We start from the raw sequence: 20,007 nt of genomic DNA on the forward strand, positions 1-20,007 counted from the left end.
TTATCATAAAAAATGACCATATTAAATAAAAAACAATGTATGTTTTTATTTTATTTAATATGATTATATACTTTTGACGAGTGGTATTGTGTTTTTTAAATAAAATTATTCATTTCTTGTTTTTAGCAATTTTTTATAGTATTAATGTATTTACCTCGAGTGATACCGACAATCCCAGATCGTGTTATTTCAATTATCTCTGATATGTTACGTATGACGTCAAGAAAAGCATTTAATTTTTTAGTATTTCCAGATAATTGTAAAATATATGTTGTTGATGTAATATCCACAATTTTTCCTCGAAATACTTCAATAATATGTTTTATTTCATCTCTTCTATAATTTTTAATTTGCACTTTTATCAACATAATTTCTCTTTCTATATGAGGCGCATTACCAATTTGTATTACCCGCAATACATCAATTAATTTATGTAATTGTTTTTCAATTTGTTCAATAATTTTTTCATCACCTATAGTTTGTATAGTCATTTGCGATAAAGTGGGATCGTCTGTGGGTGCTACTGTAACAGTTTCTATATTATAGCCTCTTTGAGAAAAAAGCCCTATAACTCTTGATAATGCACCTGGTTCATTCTCTAATAGAATAGATAAAATTCTTCTTTGCATATTTTAGGAAGCCTCTCCCTTCCTTAACCACATTTCATTCATACCGCCGCCTTGAATCTGCATAGGATAAACATGCTCTAAATTATCTATTTTAATATCTACAAAAACTAAATTACCATTAGATAAATATTTTAACGCTAAAATTAATTTTTTTTCTAATTCTAATGGGTTATTGATTTGAATACCAATGTGCCCATATGATTCTGTTAGTTTCACAAAATTTGGAAGAGAATGCATATAAGAGTGCGAGTGACGGCTGTCATAAATCATATCTTGCCATTGCTTTACCATTCCTAATGAAGAATTATTTAAATTTAATATTAAGATAGATAATTTATACTGTTTTGCAGTTGATAATTCTTGAATGTTCATTTGAATACTACCATCGCCGGTAATGCAAATTACTGTTTCTTTAGGTAATGCTAATTTTACGCCTAATGCAGCGGGTAGTCCAAAACCCATTGTGCCTAATCCACCAGAATTGATCCAATGTCTAGGTTTATTAAATAAATAATATAAAGCTGCAAACATTTGATGTTGACCTACATCAGAAGTAATATAAGCTTCTCCTTTAGTTAAATAAAAAAGAGTTTGTATTGCATGTTGTGGTTTTATATTTTTACTATTCTGATTATAAGATAAGCTTTTTATTTTTTTCCATTTTTCAATGCATACCCACCATTTCTTAAAACATGGCAGATTTTTTTCATATTGTAGTAATTCTAACATTTTTTTAAGAACGTATTTAGCATCACCTACAATAGGAATATTTGCGGTGACAGTTTTGGAAATAGATGTCGGATCAATATCTATATGTAATATTTTAGCATTAGGACAATATTTGCTTAAATTATTAGTAGTTCTATCATCAAATCGTACACCAATAGCAAAAATTACATCGGCATGATGCATAGTCATATTTGCTTCGTACGTACCATGCATACCTAACATAGATATACTTTGTGCATGACTACCTGGAAATGCGCCTAACCCCATTAACGAAGTTGTTACAGGAATATTAAGTTTTTCAGCCAATCTCAATAATTCTTTGTGACTATCCGAGATTATGATGCCACCTCCAGCATAAATAACTGGTTTTTTTGCGATTAGTATTGTTTGTAGTGCTTTTTTGATTTGTCCCTGATGGCCTTTTACATTGGGATTATATGAGCGTATATATATTTTTTTTGGCCAAATATAGTGATATTTGTTAGTAGTTTTTAATATATCTTTAGGAAGATCAATAACTACAGGACCAGGTCGTCCACTTGATGCTAACCAAAAAGATTTCTTAAAAATAATAGGAATATCTTGAGTTTTTTTAACTAAAAAACTATGTTTGACTATGGGTCGAGAAATACCAATCATATCACATTCTTGAAAAGCATCGTATCCAATTAATGATGATGCTACTTGTCCCGAAATAATAACCATTGGAATCGAGTCCATGTATGCAGTGGCAATGCCTGTAATTGCATTTGTTGCACCAGGTCCAGATGTGACTAATACTACTCCTGTCTTGCCTGTAGCTCTTGAATATCCGTCGGCCATATGAGTAGCAGCTTGTTCATGTCTGACTAAAATATGCTCGATTCCTCCCATGGTTTTTAAAGCATCATAAATATCTAATACAGCACCACCAGGATAACCAAATATATGTTTTATTCCTTGATCGATTAATGATCTAATCACCATTTCGGCTCCTGATAACATTTCCATTTTTTCCCCAAGATAATCTTTATTGAGTGTCATTTTCTGTTTTTTATCTTCTATATATCAATACTACAGAAAACAGGTGTGTGGTTGAATATTAACATATACATTTTTAAATTTGTGTTTATAGTAATAAATATTGCAATAATATTAAAATTTCATAATTTTTTAACATTTTTTATTGTAATCAATAAATATTTTCAATAAATCTTGATAAGATGGAATTTAAAAATTTTATAGGCTTAAATTATATTGATTATGACAAATATAATAAATATTATCAATCAATAGAGTGCGTAAAATATTGTTTATATTTATCACGGATACATTCAGTATTATTAATTTTTTACTAAAAATTTTTTGAAAGCGGGAGATATCCAGGTATAAAATATTTTTTTTTTCTCAATAACAAGACATACTGCTAGTTTTTCTTTTATAGATAATTTTTTTGCTTTTTTAAATCCTAGTATCAAAAGCCCTGTATCCCAGCTGTCTGCGTATACAGCATTTGAAGCAATAACACTCACTGAAACTAAATTATGTTTAATGGGATAACCATTCATTGGATTGATTATGTGAGTGGTGCGTATACCGTTCAAATAATAATAATTGAGATAACTACCAGCAGTACTAATAGCATAATTTTTTAAATATACTAATAAATGTATTGATTTTTTTTTATCAGTAGGTGTTTGAATTGCAATAATTTTTGGTTTTTCTAGAGCATTTTGTATTTTAACGAAAATTGTTCCACCAATGGCGATTGTATAATTTTTTATGCCTTGTTTATTTAAAACTAAAGATAAATGATCCACAGCAAAACCTTCACCGATAGTTGATAAATTTATTTTGACTCCGTTTTTTGTTTTTTTTAGGAAATATCCCTTAGAATTATGAATTAATTGCAAATATTTACTACCGATAATAGAAATTTTTTCTTTTATTTTTTGTGCATCAGGATATTGATAATTTTTTTTTTTTGTACTAAATCCCCAAATGCTTATTAATGGTTCAATAGTTATATCTAATTTTCTTTTAGTTTTTTTATTAATCATTAATGCGGTAGCAACAATATCAAAAAATTTTTTATTTATTTTTTGTAATGCATTTTTTTTACATTTATTAAATTGAGAGACTATTGATTTTTCTTTCCAAGAAGATAGCATATTTTCATCTTGATTAAGAACATTTTGTATTATATCTTTGATATGTTTTTCATTTTTTAAATCAGGTATTTTTACTTGCCAATATGTTCCCATAGTCATTCCGGAAAATATTTTAACATTTTTTTTTATATCTCCAATATGGGATATAACAGTATGTTAAAATAAATAGTATACAAATAAGAACATTAATAATTTTTTTAAAAGACATAAGAATATAAATTTTCCCCTTTTTTATGTATTAATTATTGAAAATAAATTACTAAACATTTTTTAAATATCATAATGTTTTGAACAATATATTTATTATGATTTAAACCATATTATTATAATCAAAAAATATTTATATTATATAGAAATTAACATATGCATATAAAAAATTATACATCATATAGTAAAATATTATTATATATTCTAAATATATAAAGATATATATTTACGGATTTAATTATAATATGAGAAATAAAAAATGAAAAAAATAACGATAGCATTTAGCATTATTATGCTAGTACTAGTGCTATTATTCAGTTCCAAAACGTCTTGGGGAATAGAAAGTGTAAACAATATTAATAAGTTTTCTTCTCCCCAATCGTTTCCTAGTTTAGCGCCTATGTTAGAAAAGGCCACACCTTCAGTAATCAGTATTAATATTGAGGGACAAGAAGGCGTAAAAGATTCTAATTTATCTTATCAATTTAAATCTTTTTTTAGTAAGAATTTACCTTTTTGCCAAAAAGAATTGTCTTTTTATAGTTCTTCTTTTTGTCATATTCATTATTCTTCTTTAAATAATCGAAACAAATATTTTCATGCTTTAGGCTCTGGTGTGATTATTAATGCAAAAAAGGGTTATGCAGTTACAAATTATCATGTTGTAAAAAATGCTCGTAAAATTCAAATTATATTACACGACGGACGACGTTATAAAGGAAAATTAGTTGGTAAAGATCCACATTCTGATATTGCCTTAATACAGTTAGTAGGTGCAAAAAATTTAAAGGAAATAAAAATTGCCAATAGTGATTTTTTACGTGTAGGAGATTATACTGTTGCTATTGGAAATCCTTATGGTTTAGGGCAAACTGTAACATCAGGTATCATTTCTGCATTAGGGCGAACTGGATTAAATATTGAACATTATGAGAATTTCATTCAAACTGATGCAGCTATTAATAGAGGAAATTCAGGTGGAGCGTTATTAAATCTACAAGGGGAATTGATAGGAATAAACACAGCTATTTTAGCTCCAGATGGAGGTAACATCGGTATTGGTTTTGCCATTCCTGTTAATATGGTTAAAAATTTAACAGAACAAATAGAACTATTTGGTCAAGTACAACGCGGAGAGTTAGGAATAGTTGGAATAGAATTAAATGCCGATTTATCTAAAATCATGCATATCAATATACAAAAAGGTGCTTTTGTAAGTCAAGTATTATCTAATTCTTCAGCTTTTAATGCTGGTATACGAGCTGGTGATGTTATAGTTTCTTTAAACGACAAAATAATTTCTAGTTTTGCAGCATTACGTGCTGAAGTGAGTTCTCTGCCAGTAAAAACTAAGATCAAATTAGGAATATTTCGCCAAGGAAAAGTTCATACTACTATAGTAGAATTACAAAATGCATCCCATAATAGTTTAACTTTTAAAAATACATATTCACAACTAGAAGGTATGCAATTGAAAAACGTTTTCTTAAACGGAAAAACAATAGTACAGGTTACACGAGTTATAAAAAACACTCAAGCCTCTAGAGTTGGATTTAAGAAAAATGATATTATCATATCATTTAATAAAAAAGTAGTTAATAATTTACGTGCATTAAAGAAAATGTTAGATATGAAGCCGAATGTATTAGTTTTTTATGTACAGCGAGGTAACAGCAATATCTTTTTAGTAATTTAGTAATAATTGTAAATATGTATGATGATTTTTATCCGCCTATCGTACGGGCGGATTGTTTTCTATATCATATTTCATCTATGTTTCGTAATAATTGATTAATTTCTACTTTCATTTTCGTTTTAGAATCTACTTTTTTTACAATAATCGCAGCATAAAGATGACAATTTCCTTTCCGTGATGGTAAACTACCAGATACCACTACAGAACCAGAAGGTACTTTGCCGTAATAAATTTTTCCTGTATCTCTATCATATATTTTAGTACTTTGACCAATAAAAACACCCATAGAAATAACTGAATTTTTTTCTACAATAACACCTTCAACTATTTCAGAACGAGCACCAATAAAGCAATTGTCTTCAATAATAGTCGGGTTATTTTGTAAAGGCTCTAATACGCCACCTATACCAACCCCTCCAGATAAATGTACATTTTTACCAATTTGAGCGCAGGATCCTACAGTAGACCATGTATCAATCATGCTTCCTTCATCTACGTATGCTCCTATATTAACATAAGAAGGCATAATTACTGTATTTTGCGCAATAAATGATCCATACCGTACCGTTGCGGGAGGCACAATACGCACTTTTTCTAATTGAAATTTTTGTTCGTTATATGAATGATATTTAAGAGGAATTTTATCATAAAAACAATTATTGTCACCTTTGATAATTTTATTTTTTTTAAAGTAGATATATAATAAAACAGCTTTTTTAATCCATTGGTGAGTGGTCCATGTATTATTTTTTTTTTCTGATATTCGAATTTTACCGTCATTTAATAATTTTATTGCATATTCAATTTTTTCAAATTCATGCGTATTAATAATATTGCTATCGATAGTATTTTTTCGCGCATATATTTCTTCAATTTTATTTTGTAGTAATTGCATGTATTTATCTCCATTGTTAATCATAAAATTTTTATAATATAAAATATTATTTTTTATATGTTAATAAATCTTAACGATATAATAACAGCCTATCATAATTCATATATTTTGAAATTACTTAGTATATAAGGTTAAGGTTGGTTAATTAATATAGAAGGGATAGTTTCATTTTTTTGCCATGTTAAAATATTACAGCCATCTTTTGTTACTAAGATAGTGTGTTCGTATTGAGCAGATAAAGAGCGATCTTTTGTTTTTACAGTCCAGCCATCTTTCATACATTTTACTTCTGCACCACCTGTATTAATCATGGGTTCAATAGTAAAAATCATATTTTCTTCGACAATGTTGTTATTTTTTTTATTTTTATAATGCAAGATATGTGGTTGTTCATGAAAATTATAACCAATACCATGACCACAATATTCTTTTACTACTGAAAATTTTTCTTTTTGAACATATTTTTCAATTGTTTCTCCAATTTTATATAATGGTATTCCAGGACGTACTATATTTAATGCTTGATATAAACTTTCACGCGTAACTTCACATAAGCGTTTAGCCAAATCACTTATTTTTCCTACATAAAACATTTTAGATGCATCACCATGATAACCATTTTTAATAATTGCAACATCAATATTAACTATATCCCCTTCTTTTAAATTTTTTGAATCACTTGGTATGCCATGGCAGACGGTGTCATTTATAGAGATACAAATAGATTTTGGAAATCCATGATATCCTAAACAAGCTGGAATTGCTTTCTGTTGTGTAACAATGTAATCATGACAAATATTATTAATTTTTTCTGTACTAATATTAGGCTTAATATATTCTTCAATCATTTCTAAAACTTCAGAAACTAGTTTTCCTGATATGCGCATTTTTTTTATTTCTGATGCTGTTTTAATTATATAACTCATAAAATTTCTCTATTTTTATCCAAATGAATTTATGATTATTAACAATTTATTATAAAATTTTTAATTTTTTATATGTTTTTTATATATAATATTAAAAATTTTGAAATTAATAGACAATTGTTTATATAATCCTTAACTGAATATGATATAAATAATTTTTATATAACATATAATTATTATAATTATTAAAAAATTGATATATTATTATTGTGAAAATGAGATTAACGTTTTTATTGTATTTCATTTTGTGCATTCTTTATATTCTTTATTAGAGGTAAATATGGAAATAGTATCAATGCGTGCAATGTTAAAAGCGGGTGTACATTTCGGACATCAAACTCGATATTGGAATCCTAAAATGAAATCTTTTATTTTTGGTTCTCAAAATAGAGTGCATATTATTAATTTAGAAAAAACTCTTCCTATGTTTCATACTGCCTTGCTAGAATTAAAAAAAATTTCTGTTAGAAAAGGAAAAATATTATTTGTAGGTACAAAAAAAGCAGCTAGTAAAGTAATAAAAGATGTTGCTATTCATTGTGAACAATTTTATGTTAATCACCGATGGTTAGGTGGTATGTTGACAAATTGGAAAACAGTACGACAGTCTATAAAATTATTAAAAGATTTAGAGATAGAATCACAAGATGGCACCTTTGACAAATTAACTAAGAAAGAAGCTTTAATACGCTCAAGAGAATTAGCTAAGTTAGAAAATAGTTTGGGGGGTATTAAAAATATGGGTGGTTTACCTGATTGTTTATTTGTCGTCGATGCTTTGCATGAAAATATTGCAATAAAAGAGGCTAATAATTTAGGTATTCCAGTTTTTGCGATCGTGGACACGAATTCTAATCCTGATGGTGTAGATTATATTATTCCCGGAAATGATGACGCAATTCGATCTATAAAATTATATTTGCAGGCTATTGCATCAACTATTTTTAAAACAAGAAATAAAAATATATTAGAAGAAGTGCGTATTAATAACAATAAAACAGCAATAGCATATAAATAAAATAAATTATTTACATAGATAATACTAAATTTATCAGCGGATAGGAGACAATTATGATCAAAATTTCAGCAACTCTTATAAAAGAACTGCGATCTTTGACTGGCGCAGGATTTATGGAGTGTAAAAAAGCACTTTTAGAAGAAAAAGGAGATATTGAAAAATCAATTGATCATTTACGAAAATTAGGACATGCCAAAGCTCAAAAAAAAATACATAATATTACAAATTATGGTGTGATATTTGCTCATACTAAAGATAATTGCAGTGCTTTATTGGAATTAAATTGTGAAACAGATTTTGTGGCTAAAGACACTTTGTTTCAATCTTTTGGAAAAGAGGTAATTTCTACAGCTCTATCTCAGAACATAAGAGAGATTAATGAATTAAGATCTTTATTTAATAATAAAAGAATAGATTTAATTAATAGAATTAATGAAAATATAAATATATGTAATTTTTCTGCTATATATAATCAAAATGTTACTTCTTATGTGCATGATAATCGGATTGGTGTGTTAGTTTCTGTAGATAATTTGAACACAAAAATTAGTAAAAATATTGCAATGCATATTGCTGCAAGTAAACCAGAATATTTATGTGCAGAAGATGTACCACATTCTATTTTTGATAGAGAATATCAAATACAATTAGCATTGTTAAAAAATATTAACAAGCCCGATAACATATTAAAAAAAATTATGATAGGAAGAATGCAAAAATTTACTAATAGTATTTCTTTAATCGGTCAAGATTTTGTTATAGATCCTACAAAAACAGTAGGTCAATTGTTACAAGAATATAATGCAAAAGTAATATCTTTCATACGATTTGAAATAGGAGAAAAAGTTATTAACAGTCTTTTTATATAGTTATTTTATATAAAGACAATATTTTCAATATTAAAAAATTTTTTAAAAAAAAGATTACATTTATTTTTTATTTTTTTTTTTTTTTTTTTGCATACTAATATAACAATATATTTTGAGTTGATAAATATGTCTACCAATATGAATCTTATATACCAACGTATTTTATTAAAAATAAGCGGCGAAGTATTGCAAGGCATTAATAAATTTGGTATTGATATAAATTCTTTTATTAGAATAGCAAAAGAAGTGAAATGTTTAGTAGACATGGGTTTACAAGTTGGTTTAGTCATTGGTAGTGGTAATTTATTTCGCGGTGAAAAATTATCTAAAATAGGAATGAATCGAATAACATCTGACCATATCGGTATATTATCAACCGTCATTAATAGTCTCACAATGCAGGATATTATGCGTTCTATATCATTAAAGTCTTGTGTAATGTCAGCTATACCCATTCATGGTATATGTCAAATATATAATTGGGAAAAAGCTATTAATTTGTTGCGTAAAAACATTGTGGTTATTTTTTCAGCTGGAACTGGTAATCCTCTTTTTACTACTGATTCTGCAGCTTGTCTACGAAGTATTGAAACAAAAGTAGATATTTTATTAAAAGGTACAAAAGTAGATGGCGTTTATTCTTCAGATCCTCAAAAAAATAAACATGCTATTTTTTATAAAAAATTACAATATGAAGATGTTTTAAAGCGCGAATTAAGAGTCATGGACTTAACTGCTTTTACATTAGCTCGAGATCATAATTTACCCATGCGTGTTTTTAACATTAACAAACCAGGTTCTTTATACCGAATTCTTATAGGAAAAGATGAGGGCACATTAATCACTATATAAATTTTTTGATGACGCCACGACATCCATAAAGATTTTATGTTTATATTTAATATATCTTATAGGTATTATATATGCTTGATCAAATTCGCGAACAGAGTCATAAAAAAATGCAAATCTGTGTACAAACTTTTCAAAGTCATGTTAATACTATTCGGACAGGGCGGGCATCTCCCGATCTTCTAAATAGCATTTATGTTGAATATTTTGGTGTAAAAACCCCATTAAGAAAAGTGGCTAATATAATAGTAGAAGATTTTCACACGTTAAAAATTAATGTTTTTGATGATTCAATGACTAATATAATAAAAAAGTCTCTTTTGAATTCTAAACTCGATTTAAATCCCATATTACATGGCAAAGATATTCGAGTGCCTTTACCTGCACTGACAGAAGAAAGAAGAAAAAAATTAATTAAATTAGTTCGTGGAGATGCAGAAAATAGTCGTATTGTGATTCGTAATATTCGTAGAGATGCAAATGATAAAATTAAAAAATGTTTAAAAAATAAAATAATTAGTATAGATCAAGAACGTTCTGTACAAAATGCCATTCAAACAATAACAGATAAATTCATTCAAGAATTAGAAATTATTGTATTAAAAAAAGAAAAAGAACTAATGCAATTATAGTTAATATATTTTTAATGATGATTTAATAATTTATTTTTTATAACATAAGACTTTTTTTAATAATAAATAATAACGTAAAAAATCAATGATTTTAAAATTTTAAATTGATTGATATGCATATATATTTCTTAAGAATAGCTATTGTATACAATAGTATTAATATACGAGATTAACAATAGTAATTTTTATCTTTTAATTTTAATAAAATAAAAATAATAATCAATTAAAAAAAGAAATAATTATTGGTGATCAATAATGTTTTGAGATAATGCAAAGAATAATCATTGTTTCCGATTATCAAAATACAGTATTAATTTTATATGCATAAAATAGCTAATATTAGTATAGCTGCCAATGATAAAGAATAATATTAATGCATGGCTTATAGATGTAAAAAATCAGCATGCATTTTTTTAGAACAGTGTTTTATAAAAAATATTATAAAATATTACTATTTTATAAAAATTATTTTTTATTAAATATCTCTATTAATTATTATTTGCTCGTCTAATATGATCGAGACAAAATAATTCTAAAAATTAAAAAGGATTTAAAAGATAAAATAACATAAAAAAGCATTTTTTGATCTATTTTTTATTTATGAATTGATTAATAGCAAGATTTTTAAAAAATTAAGTAATTTTTTATCGTAGAAAATAAAATATGTTTTATTTTATTATTACTTATTTAAAAAATTAATTTTTAATAAGTATATTTTTAATATTGTCATTTTTATTATACGAATATCATTCGTACAGTGTTTATAAAAAGCATTGATGTTAAAAAATATTTTAAAAAATTACATTTTATTTCAATAATCAAATAATATTAAAATTTAATTTTTTAATAACTCTCACCGCGAGTATTGTTTCATTATTTTTTGTATTGCATAATATTTTAAATATATCAATGTCATTAATATATTATGTTCAATTATAGAGTATATCAGTAGGAATAAATGTAATCACAATGTTAATAAAAAATTGTATTGTAGCTTTTTTTATATTTTTAAGTTTTAATATTTGTGCAAATGAAATAGGAGTAATAGAAAAAATTCAGTTTCAAGGATTAAAATCTATTACCAAAGATGAGGCATTAAAGAATATTCCATTAAATATTGGAAAAACAATATCTGATGATGATATTCAAGAAAGTATTAATCTTTTATTTCAAACGGGTATATTTCAAGATATCCAAGTCTTTTATTCGGGAAAGACTGTTACTTTTAAAGTAAAAGAAAGACCTATTATTGCTGATATTATTATAGAAGGGAATAAAACTATTAGTACAGAAATACTCAATAAATATTTAACTCAATTAGGAATTAAAATAGGTAGTATATTCAATCCATTTATTAATCATATTTTTTTGAAAAAATTGGAAGATTTTTATAAAGATTTTGGTAAATATAAAGCCAATATTCAAATATTAACGAAAATTTCTTCTAGCAATGCGGTGTATTTAAAAATTATTATTCAAGAAAATTTAGCAACTAAAATTAAAGAAATAAAAATTATTGGAAATCGTATGTTTTCTGATAAGAAATTAATATCGTTATTTTACTTAAAATCTTGTAATCATTGTTGGAATATATGGGATAATTGTATTTATTATGCTAAAAGATTTCAACAAGATGTAGATAATTTAAGAAATTTTTATTTAAATCAAGGATATTTTTATTTTCATATTAATGAAGAAAAAATAAATTTTACACAGGATAAAAATAACGTGAATATTGTTCTTAATGTTTCTGAAGGAGAACAATATAAAATTTCTAAATTATTTGTTCATAGCGACTGTTTTGATCATAAAAAATTAATTAGAGATATTATTAAAATTCATAAAAATGAATTATATAGTAAAGAAAAAATTAATTTTTCTATTAATATGATAAAAGATATATTATCTAACTATGGATATATTAATGCTCAAGTTAATGTATATCTAGAAATGAATCATTCTAAAAAAACTATTGATTTAAAATTTTATATTTATAAGAAAAAACGTTATATTGTACATAATATATCTTTTAGAGGTAATGTAATTACTCAAGACATTACATTACGTCGCGCTATAAAACAAAAAGAAGGTGTATGGTTTAATAAACACTTAGTTGATCTTGGCAAACAATCATTAGAAAAAACACAATATTTCAGTGATATACAAATATTAACCAATTTAATTTCAAATGAATCTAATCAAATAGATATAATTTATGTAGTGAAAGAAAACCAGACAGGTGCAATAAACTTTAGTATGGGATATGGATTAGATACTGGCGTAAATAGTCAAATATCTTTTTCTCAAAATAATTTATTTGGATCTGGAAATTCTATTCAAGCCAAGATTATTAAAAGTAGTAATCAAAAATATTTAGATATGATAATAGAATATCCTTATTTTATATCTAATAATATCCATCTAAAAAGTCGTCTTTTTTATAATGACTATAAATATAATGCACAGAATATATCTAGTAGTATAAATAATAATTCTGGTATTGAAGCTAATTTAGGGTTATTTATTAATGATTTTCATGAATTAAATTTAGGTCTAGGATATACTCATAATAATATTTTTCAGCTTGTAAATAAAGCCAAAATTCAAAAATATACAAAAGTATCATATGAAAAATATTTTAAAAATGTTATCGAAAATGACATTACTTTACATTATTCATGGATATACGATGATTTAAAATATTTTTATTTTCCTATATCTGGTAAAAAAATTAGTATTAGTGCGAAAAATACTATTTTTAGTTCTGATAATTTTTTTTATAAATTGATGTTAGATAGTACATTTTTTACGCCCTTAAATAAAGACAATACATTTTTATTTTTAAATCATTTTTATTTTGGACTAACAAATTTTTTTAATTTAGAAAAATTACCTTTTTATGAAAAATTTTATGCTAACAATATCAATAATATCCGTGGTTTTAAATTAAATACTATTGGTCCAAAAAATGTAGATCATTGGTATGATAAGAATCTATGTCTGGGATATAAAAATAATAACTCTTGCGAATCTATTGAATCTGTAGGTGGTAATGCCATGATGATAATGAATGTAGAGTGTATTTTTCCTATGCCATGGATAGATAAAGAATATAGTAATTATTTAAGATCTTCTTTTTTCTTAGATTTTGGTAGTATCTGGAATACATCTGATAATCCAACACATCCCGTCAATACAGACAATCTTTTTAATCAAAATAAATTCAAAAATAATATTCATTTCTCTTCTGGTATAGCATTACGATGGTTATCTCCAATAGGACCTTTAGTTTTTTCTTATGCACATCCATTTTTCTTGCAAAAATATCATCATTATCAGATACAACCATTTCAGTTTAATATTGGAAAAGTGTGGTAATTTATATATTATTTTATAGTAAATGATAGTACTGATAAAAATTATTGTTGAAGAATATACTATATTAGTAATTATTTAAATAAGGATAACATTTCTTGTCTCTTCAAGACTATTCTTTAAGTATAAAAAATATTTTAAAGATTTTACCTCATCGATATCCTTTTTTACTTGTTGATCGTATTTTACATTATAAAAAATTAAAATATCTATATGCTCTTAAAAATTGCACTTTTAATGAATCTATTTTTCAGGGACATTTCTATAATGAGCCTATTTTTCCCGGTGTTTTAGTCTTGGAATCTATGGCGCAAGCATCTGGTTTACTTATTTATAAAAGCACAGGTGAATTAGATATTCAAAAATTATATTATTTTGTAGGTATTGATAGCGCTCGTTTTAAAAAAATAGTTATTCCCGGTGATCAAATAATTTTAGAAATTCAATGGTTTAAAAATACTAAAAATATACAAAAATTTAAAAGCATTGCTAGAGTAAATGAGTGTATTATTTGTCGAGCTATAATACTGTTTAATAAAAAATAATATTGTAAAATAATTTATTTTTAAAATTTTTATACATTTTCAGTTTAAATAATTTATCTACATAAAATTATCCTTTATAAATTACAATGTAAAACAGATGGAAAGCATATGATTGAATCAAAATTTGTTCATCTTCATGTACATACGGATTATTCTATGGTTGATGGTCTATCAAAGCCTGAAGATCTCATTAAGAAAGCTTTTTCTCTCAATATGTCTTCCCTTGCTATAACTGATTGCAATAACTTGTTTGGAGCAATCAAATTTTATAATGCAGCACATAAATTAGGCATAAAACCAATTATAGGTGCCACAGTACAATTTATTTCTGAATTTATTAAATTAGAATTAACAGAAATGACAATCTTAGCAGTTAATCAACAAGGATATAACAATCTTATTATATTAATTTCTCGTGCATATGAAAAAGGATATTTTGATCAATATAATGTGACTATAAAAAAAAAATGGTTGTTAGAACATCATCAAGGATTAATTTTGCTTTCAGGAGGGTGTCAAGGTGAAATTGGAAAAATATTATTAAAAGGTGATTGTTCTTTATTATCTAATTGTTTGCTTTTTTATAAAAAATATTTTGCTAATTATTTTTATTTAGAGTTAATGCGTACCGGGCGTACTGATGAAGAAAAATATTTAAATTTAGCAGTAGACTTATCATTAGTTCATGATATTCCAGTAGTAGCGACCAATGCTGTATGTTTTTTAAATAAAAAAGATTTTTCCATTCATCAAATCAGAGTAGCTATTAATAAAGGTCAAATATTAAATCATTCAAATATTAATAGTAATTATAGTGATCAACAGTTTTTAAAAACTGCAGAAGAAATGTGTGATTTATTTTCAGATATTCCAGAAGCTTTAATGAATAGTGTAGAAATTTCAAAGCGTTGTAATGTTTTTATAGAATCCGGTAAATATTTTTTACCACAATTTCCAACAGGTAAACAAAGTACAGAAAAATATTTAATTGCACAAGCAATAACAGGTCTACAAGAACGGTTAAAAAAAAATTATACAGATAAAAAAGAATATCATCGTATGTATAATATTTATAGAAATCGATTAGATGTAGAATTAAACATTATTAATAAAATGGGTTTTCCTGGTTATTTTTTAATTGTTATGGAATTTATACAATGGGCTAAAGATAACAATATACCTGTTGGACCGGGTAGAGGATCTGGTGCTAGCTCCTTAGTTGCTTATGCATTAAAAATTACAGAAGTAGATCCTTTTTTGTTTGATCTTTTATTTGAACGATTTTTAAATCCTGAACGCGTTTCTATGCCAGATTTAGATATTGATTTTTGTATGGATAAACGTGATAAGGTCATTGAACATGTTTCAGAAATATATGGTAGAAAATCTGTAGCACAAATTATTACTTTTGGCACAATGACAGCTAAAGCAGTAATTAGAGACGTAGGTAGAGTTTTGGGATATCCATATGGTTTTATTAATAAACTTTCAAAATTAATTCCTTTAGATCCGGGCATGACTTTAAAGGAGGCGTTTTCTAAAAATTCTGAATTGTTTCATTTGTATAACAGCAATGAGGATGTTAAAAGACTTATTGATATATCTAAAAAATTAGAAGGAACAAATCGAAATGTTGGTAAGCATGCTGGGGGAGTGGTAATTTCTCCCACTAAAATCAGTGATTTTTGTCCTTTATATTGTGATGAAAAAGGTGAAAATCCGGTTACACAGTTTGATAAAAACGATATAGAATATGTGGGATTAGTAAAATTTGATTTTCTTGGTTTAAGAACATTAACAGTGATTCATGATGCTGTAAAAATGATTAATATTAAATTAAAATTAAAAAATTGTTCATTACTAGATATTAATGCTATATCTTTGAATGACAGTGTATGTTTTGAATTATTAAAAAAATCAGAAACTAATGCGGTATTTCAGTTAGAATCGTATGGAATGAAAGATTTAATAAACAGACTACAACCAGATTGTTTTGAAGATATAGTAGCTCTAGTTGCTTTATTTCGGCCTGGTCCATTGCAATCTGGCATGGTAGATAATTTTATTAATCGTAAGCATGGAAGAGAAGAGATTTCATATCCTGATAAAAAATGGCAACATATATTACTAAAACCCATCTTAGAATCAACATATGGAATTATTTTATATCAAGAACAAGTAATGCAAATAGCGCAAGTATTAGCAGGTTATACTTTAGGAAGTGCAGATATTTTACGTAGAGCAATGAGTAAAAAAAATTTTAAAGATATGCAAAAACAACGATTTATATTTGAAAAAGGTGCTCAAAAAAATAATATCCGCAAGGAATTAGCAGTAAAAATATTTGATTTACTAGAAAAATTTGCAGGATATGGATTTAATAAATCTCATTCTGTGGCTTACGCATTAGTATCTTATCAAACTTTATGGTTAAAATATTATTATCCTTCTGAATTTATGGCTGCTGCAATGAATTCAGAAATAGACAATACAGATAAAATAGTAAATCTAGTTAATGAATCATTAAATATGGGATTAAAAATTATTCCGCCTAATATTAATTTAAGTCGATATAAATTTTATATACATAGTAAAAATAATATTATTTATGGTATGGGTGCTATTAAAGGTGTTGGAAAAAGTTCTATACAAAATATTGTTCAAGAACGTCAAAAAAATGGAAATTTCTCTGATTTATTTGATTTATGTATGCGTACCGATCCTCGAAAAATTACCCATAGAGTGTTAGAAAAGTTGGTAATGTCAGGAAGTTTTGATTGTTTTCATATGAACAGACAATATTTAATTACACAAATTGATAATATTATTAAATCGGCTAAAGAATATGTTAAAGTTAAAAAATGTAAGCAAAAAAATTTATTTGGTATATTAAAAAATGAGTTAAATCCATTAGAAAAAGATGCTTCTCTAATGAATTCATTGATTAATATGAGTAAAGTTTCATTAGATCAAGAATATCAAGTATTAGGTTTATATTTAACAGGACATCCTATTAATCAATATTTGTATGAGTTAAAACATTATGTCAATGGCATAAGGTTATCGGAATTAAAATTTTTTAAAAAACCCACAATAATATCGGTATCTGGAATTATTATATCGATTAAAATAAAAATAACAAAACATCAAAATCGCATTGTATTATTAACCATAGATGATAATACCAGTCATTTAGAAGTAGTAGTTTTTTCAAAATTATTCATTATATGTGAATCCTTTTTAAAATTAAATGAGGTTATCATTGTCGAGGGTAATGTTAGTATAAATAGTGTGAATAAAAAAGTTACCATGATCGCCAATACTATAATAAGTATGAATATGGCTCGAAAAAAATATGTACATAGATTAATAATTTTTTTAGATGTATCAACTACTGATCATTTATTATTAAATAAATTATATCAATTTTTAAAGAATGAAAAAAAAGGGTCTATTCCAGTTTTTATTTCATATTCAAAAAAAAATATTGTATTACATGCTAAATTAAATAGAAAATGGTCGGTATCTATCACAGATAATTTGTTAATACAGTTACATACAATCATTGGATTAAAAAAAATCAAACTAGATTTTCATAAAACGTCAATATAGTTTTATTTAACAACATGTCATCATCAATTTTAATCATTTTTTTAATATTTGGCTAATGAAAGACACTATTTCACATTGTGGAATTAGGGTGCTAAATTTATTTCTTCTTTGACGATATTCAATATTGCCATCTTTTATACAACGTTGACTGATAATGATTTGATGAGGTATTCCGATAAGATCAATTTCACTAAACATGATACCTGGTCTTTCGTTACGATCATCTAAAAGAACATCAATGTTTTTTATTTTGAAAATTTTATATAACATTTCTGAAGTTTTTTGAATTTGAATATTATTTTTAATATTAATAGGTAAAATAGCCACTTCAAACGGTGCTATTTCAACAGGCCATATAATACCATCATTATCGTGATTTTGTTCAATAATAGCAGCAATGATGCGTGTTATACCGATACCATAGCATCCCATATGCATATTTTTTTTATTTCCATTTTTTTCTTTAACAAAAGCATTCATTTTATTGGAGTACTCTTTACCAAGCTGAAAAATATGACCAATTTCAATACTTTTTCGAATTTTTAATTGCCCTTTACCATCAGGGCTTATATCTTTTTCTGTTACTTTTCTAATATCCTTGATAATAGGTATAGGTAAATCAGTATTCCAATTAACATTAGTAAAATATTGATTCTCAATATTTGATCCTATAGAAAAATTTTTCATTTTTATAACAGATATATCGGCAATAATAGGCATGATCAATCCTATAGGTCCTAAAAATTTCTTTTTTATGCCTAATCTCGTGAAAATTTCTTTTTCATTGATTAATGTTAATGGTTTAAAAATAATATCAATATTTTCTATTTTTTCTATATTAATTTCGTGATCTGCACGTATAAGTAAAGCGGCAATATTATTTTTTTTATCTATCTTTGTTTTAACTAAAATAGTTTTTATTTGATGATCAAGAGGTATATTTATATCATTTTTGTTTTGTAATTTTTTTGTACTAATTATATTGTTATTTATTTGATCTAATTTTTTTTTATCTTGAATAAATTCTATTACTTCCATAGATTTAGCTAAATGTATATTAGATGAGTATGATGAACGATTAGAAAAAACTATTTCATCTTCACCATTAGGAGATAATGCTTGAAATTCATGTGAAATATTACCTCCTATAGATCCTGAATTTGCTTTCACAATATAAAAATTGATTTTTATTTTTTTAAATATATTACAATAACTTTGATGCATTATATTGTATGTTTTTTCTAAACATGATTGATTAATATGAAAAGAGTAAGCATCTTTCATAACAAATTCTCGTGCTCGAATTACTCCACAGCGAGGTCTTATTTCATCACGAAATTTTTCTTGTATTTGATATATGATGATAGGTAGTTTTTTATATGAATCTATTTCATTACGAATAAAATGCGTAATCACTTCTTCGTTTGTTGGGCTGAGTACAAAAATATTTTTTCTTCGGTCAGATAATTTTAATAATTCTTTTCCATATATTTTTAAACGTCCACTTTCTTTCCATAAATATTCTGGTTGTATAACAGGCATAGATATTTCGTATGCATTAATTTTTTTCATTTCTATTTTTATAATTTTTTTTATTTTTTCTAATACTCTTATCCCTGTTGGAAGCCAAATGTATAAACCAGTAGATAACTGTCTAATCATACCACTTCTAAGCATTAATTGATGACTAATAATTTTTGCATCGTGAGGTGTTTCTTTTAAGGTATATAACAAATATTGAGTTGTGCGCATTGTAATTTTATTCTCATAGGAATATACATTTACTAAAAATATTTTTAATATTGAATATTTTAAAAATTGTACTTAGATTAATGAAATTTAACTTTGATGTATAATAAAAAATTTTTAAATATT

General features: G+C 25.6%; 14 protein-coding genes. 8 read left to right on the forward strand and 6 right to left on the reverse strand.

The window, feature by feature from the left end:
* Positions 1 to 122 precede the first annotated feature (122 nt).
* The 3 genes from ilvN to AB4W59_RS00980 form a co-directional block, all read right to left on the reverse strand.
* Positions 123 to 629 (reverse strand): acetolactate synthase small subunit, encoded by a 507-nt coding sequence (ilvN, locus tag AB4W59_RS00970; RefSeq protein WP_367673272.1) that lies wholly within the window; start codon positions 627 to 629, stop codon positions 123 to 125.
* 3 nt (positions 630 to 632) lie between these two features.
* Positions 633 to 2,348 carry an acetolactate synthase 3 large subunit gene (locus AB4W59_RS00975; protein ID WP_367673335.1) on the reverse strand — a complete coding sequence of 572 codons (1,716 nt, stop codon included), beginning with the start codon at positions 2,346 to 2,348 and terminating at the stop codon, positions 633 to 635.
* 332 nt (positions 2,349 to 2,680) lie between these two features.
* Complete coding sequence (locus AB4W59_RS00980; RefSeq protein ID WP_367673273.1) at positions 2,681 to 3,601, reverse strand: FAD:protein FMN transferase; 921 nt, start codon at positions 3,599 to 3,601, stop codon at positions 2,681 to 2,683.
* Positions 3,602 to 3,974: 373 nt separating this feature from the next.
* Here AB4W59_RS00980 and AB4W59_RS00985 point away from each other — a divergent pair, with 373 nt between their 5' ends.
* Positions 3,975 to 5,411 (forward strand): Do family serine endopeptidase, encoded by a 1,437-nt coding sequence (locus AB4W59_RS00985; RefSeq protein WP_367673274.1) that lies wholly within the window; start codon positions 3,975 to 3,977, stop codon positions 5,409 to 5,411.
* A 64-nt stretch (positions 5,412 to 5,475) separates the two neighbouring features.
* Here AB4W59_RS00985 and dapD read toward each other — a convergent pair whose 3' ends face one another.
* Together dapD and map are read right to left on the reverse strand one after the other, a co-directional pair.
* Entirely contained in the window at positions 5,476 to 6,306 is an 831-nt protein-coding gene (gene dapD, locus AB4W59_RS00990) for a 2,3,4,5-tetrahydropyridine-2,6-dicarboxylate N-succinyltransferase (protein WP_367673275.1), read from the reverse strand.
* A gap of 131 nt (positions 6,307 to 6,437) precedes the next feature.
* Entirely contained in the window at positions 6,438 to 7,232 is a 795-nt protein-coding gene (map, locus tag AB4W59_RS00995; RefSeq protein WP_367673276.1) for a type I methionyl aminopeptidase, read from the reverse strand.
* A 280-nt stretch (positions 7,233 to 7,512) separates the two neighbouring features.
* Between map and rpsB the strand changes: the two genes are divergently transcribed.
* The 7 genes from rpsB to dnaE all read left to right on the forward strand — a co-directional run bounded on the left by rpsB (position 7,513) and on the right by dnaE (position 18,132).
* On the forward strand, positions 7,513 to 8,250 hold the full coding sequence (rpsB, locus tag AB4W59_RS01000; RefSeq protein WP_367673277.1) for a 30S ribosomal protein S2: 738 nt from the start codon (positions 7,513 to 7,515) through the stop codon (positions 8,248 to 8,250).
* A gap of 53 nt (positions 8,251 to 8,303) precedes the next feature.
* Positions 8,304 to 9,119, forward strand: a complete 816-nt coding sequence (gene tsf, locus AB4W59_RS01005; RefSeq protein WP_367673278.1) for a translation elongation factor Ts — start codon at positions 8,304 to 8,306, stop codon at positions 9,117 to 9,119.
* Positions 9,120 to 9,245: 126 nt separating this feature from the next.
* Positions 9,246 to 9,971 carry a UMP kinase gene (gene pyrH, locus AB4W59_RS01010; RefSeq protein WP_367673279.1) on the forward strand — a complete coding sequence of 242 codons (726 nt, stop codon included), beginning with the start codon at positions 9,246 to 9,248 and terminating at the stop codon, positions 9,969 to 9,971.
* Positions 9,972 to 10,042: 71 nt separating this feature from the next.
* Positions 10,043 to 10,600: a ribosome recycling factor gene (gene frr / locus AB4W59_RS01015; protein WP_367673280.1), complete on the forward strand. Its 558-nt coding sequence runs from the start codon at positions 10,043 to 10,045 to the stop codon at positions 10,598 to 10,600.
* A gap of 969 nt (positions 10,601 to 11,569) precedes the next feature.
* Positions 11,570 to 13,978, forward strand: coding sequence for an outer membrane protein assembly factor BamA (gene bamA, locus AB4W59_RS01020; protein ID WP_367673281.1), 2,409 nt, complete (start codon positions 11,570 to 11,572; stop codon positions 13,976 to 13,978).
* A 95-nt stretch (positions 13,979 to 14,073) separates the two neighbouring features.
* Positions 14,074 to 14,520 carry a 3-hydroxyacyl-ACP dehydratase FabZ gene (gene fabZ, locus AB4W59_RS01025; protein WP_367673282.1) on the forward strand — a complete coding sequence of 149 codons (447 nt, stop codon included), beginning with the start codon at positions 14,074 to 14,076 and terminating at the stop codon, positions 14,518 to 14,520.
* Between the two features lie 108 nt (positions 14,521 to 14,628).
* The gene (gene dnaE, locus AB4W59_RS01030) at positions 14,629 to 18,132 is read left to right on the forward strand and encodes a DNA polymerase III subunit alpha (RefSeq protein ID WP_367673283.1); all 3,504 of its coding nucleotides are present in this window, start codon (positions 14,629 to 14,631) and stop codon (positions 18,130 to 18,132) included.
* A gap of 33 nt (positions 18,133 to 18,165) precedes the next feature.
* On the opposite strand, the gene AB4W59_RS01035 is transcribed toward dnaE, so the two are convergent.
* Complete coding sequence (locus AB4W59_RS01035; RefSeq protein ID WP_367673284.1) at positions 18,166 to 19,884, reverse strand: proline--tRNA ligase; 1,719 nt, start codon at positions 19,882 to 19,884, stop codon at positions 18,166 to 18,168.
* Positions 19,885 to 20,007: the final 123 nt, after the last annotated feature.

Origin of the sequence: Buchnera aphidicola (Cavariella theobaldi) (genome assembly GCF_964059165.1) — a bacterium.
GTDB lineage: Bacteria > Pseudomonadota > Gammaproteobacteria > Enterobacterales > Enterobacteriaceae > Buchnera > Buchnera aphidicola_BO.

What these genes read in the sequence shown, in the direction of transcription:
- ilvN (WP_367673272.1), bottom strand. Translation starts at nt 629, where the DNA reads ATGCAAAGAAGAATTTTATCTATTCTATTAGAGAATGAACCAGGTGCA.
- AB4W59_RS00975 (WP_367673335.1), bottom strand. Translation starts at nt 2,348, where the DNA reads ATGGAAATGTTATCAGGAGCCGAAATGGTGATTAGATCATTAATCGAT.
- AB4W59_RS00980 (WP_367673273.1), bottom strand. Translation starts at nt 3,601, where the DNA reads ATGGGAACATATTGGCAAGTAAAAATACCTGATTTAAAAAATGAAAAA.
- AB4W59_RS00985 (WP_367673274.1), top strand. Translation starts at nt 3,975, where the DNA reads ATGAAAAAAATAACGATAGCATTTAGCATTATTATGCTAGTACTAGTG.
- dapD (WP_367673275.1), bottom strand. Translation starts at nt 6,306, where the DNA reads ATGCAATTACTACAAAATAAAATTGAAGAAATATATGCGCGAAAAAAT.
- map (WP_367673276.1), bottom strand. Translation starts at nt 7,232, where the DNA reads ATGAGTTATATAATTAAAACAGCATCAGAAATAAAAAAAATGCGCATA.
- rpsB (WP_367673277.1), top strand. Translation starts at nt 7,513, where the DNA reads ATGGAAATAGTATCAATGCGTGCAATGTTAAAAGCGGGTGTACATTTC.
- tsf (WP_367673278.1), top strand. Translation starts at nt 8,304, where the DNA reads ATGATCAAAATTTCAGCAACTCTTATAAAAGAACTGCGATCTTTGACT.
- pyrH (WP_367673279.1), top strand. Translation starts at nt 9,246, where the DNA reads ATGTCTACCAATATGAATCTTATATACCAACGTATTTTATTAAAAATA.
- frr (WP_367673280.1), top strand. Translation starts at nt 10,043, where the DNA reads ATGCTTGATCAAATTCGCGAACAGAGTCATAAAAAAATGCAAATCTGT.
- bamA (WP_367673281.1), top strand. Translation starts at nt 11,570, where the DNA reads ATGTTAATAAAAAATTGTATTGTAGCTTTTTTTATATTTTTAAGTTTT.
- dnaE (WP_367673283.1), top strand. Translation starts at nt 14,629, where the DNA reads ATGATTGAATCAAAATTTGTTCATCTTCATGTACATACGGATTATTCT.
- AB4W59_RS01035 (WP_367673284.1), bottom strand. Translation starts at nt 19,884, where the DNA reads ATGCGCACAACTCAATATTTGTTATATACCTTAAAAGAAACACCTCAC.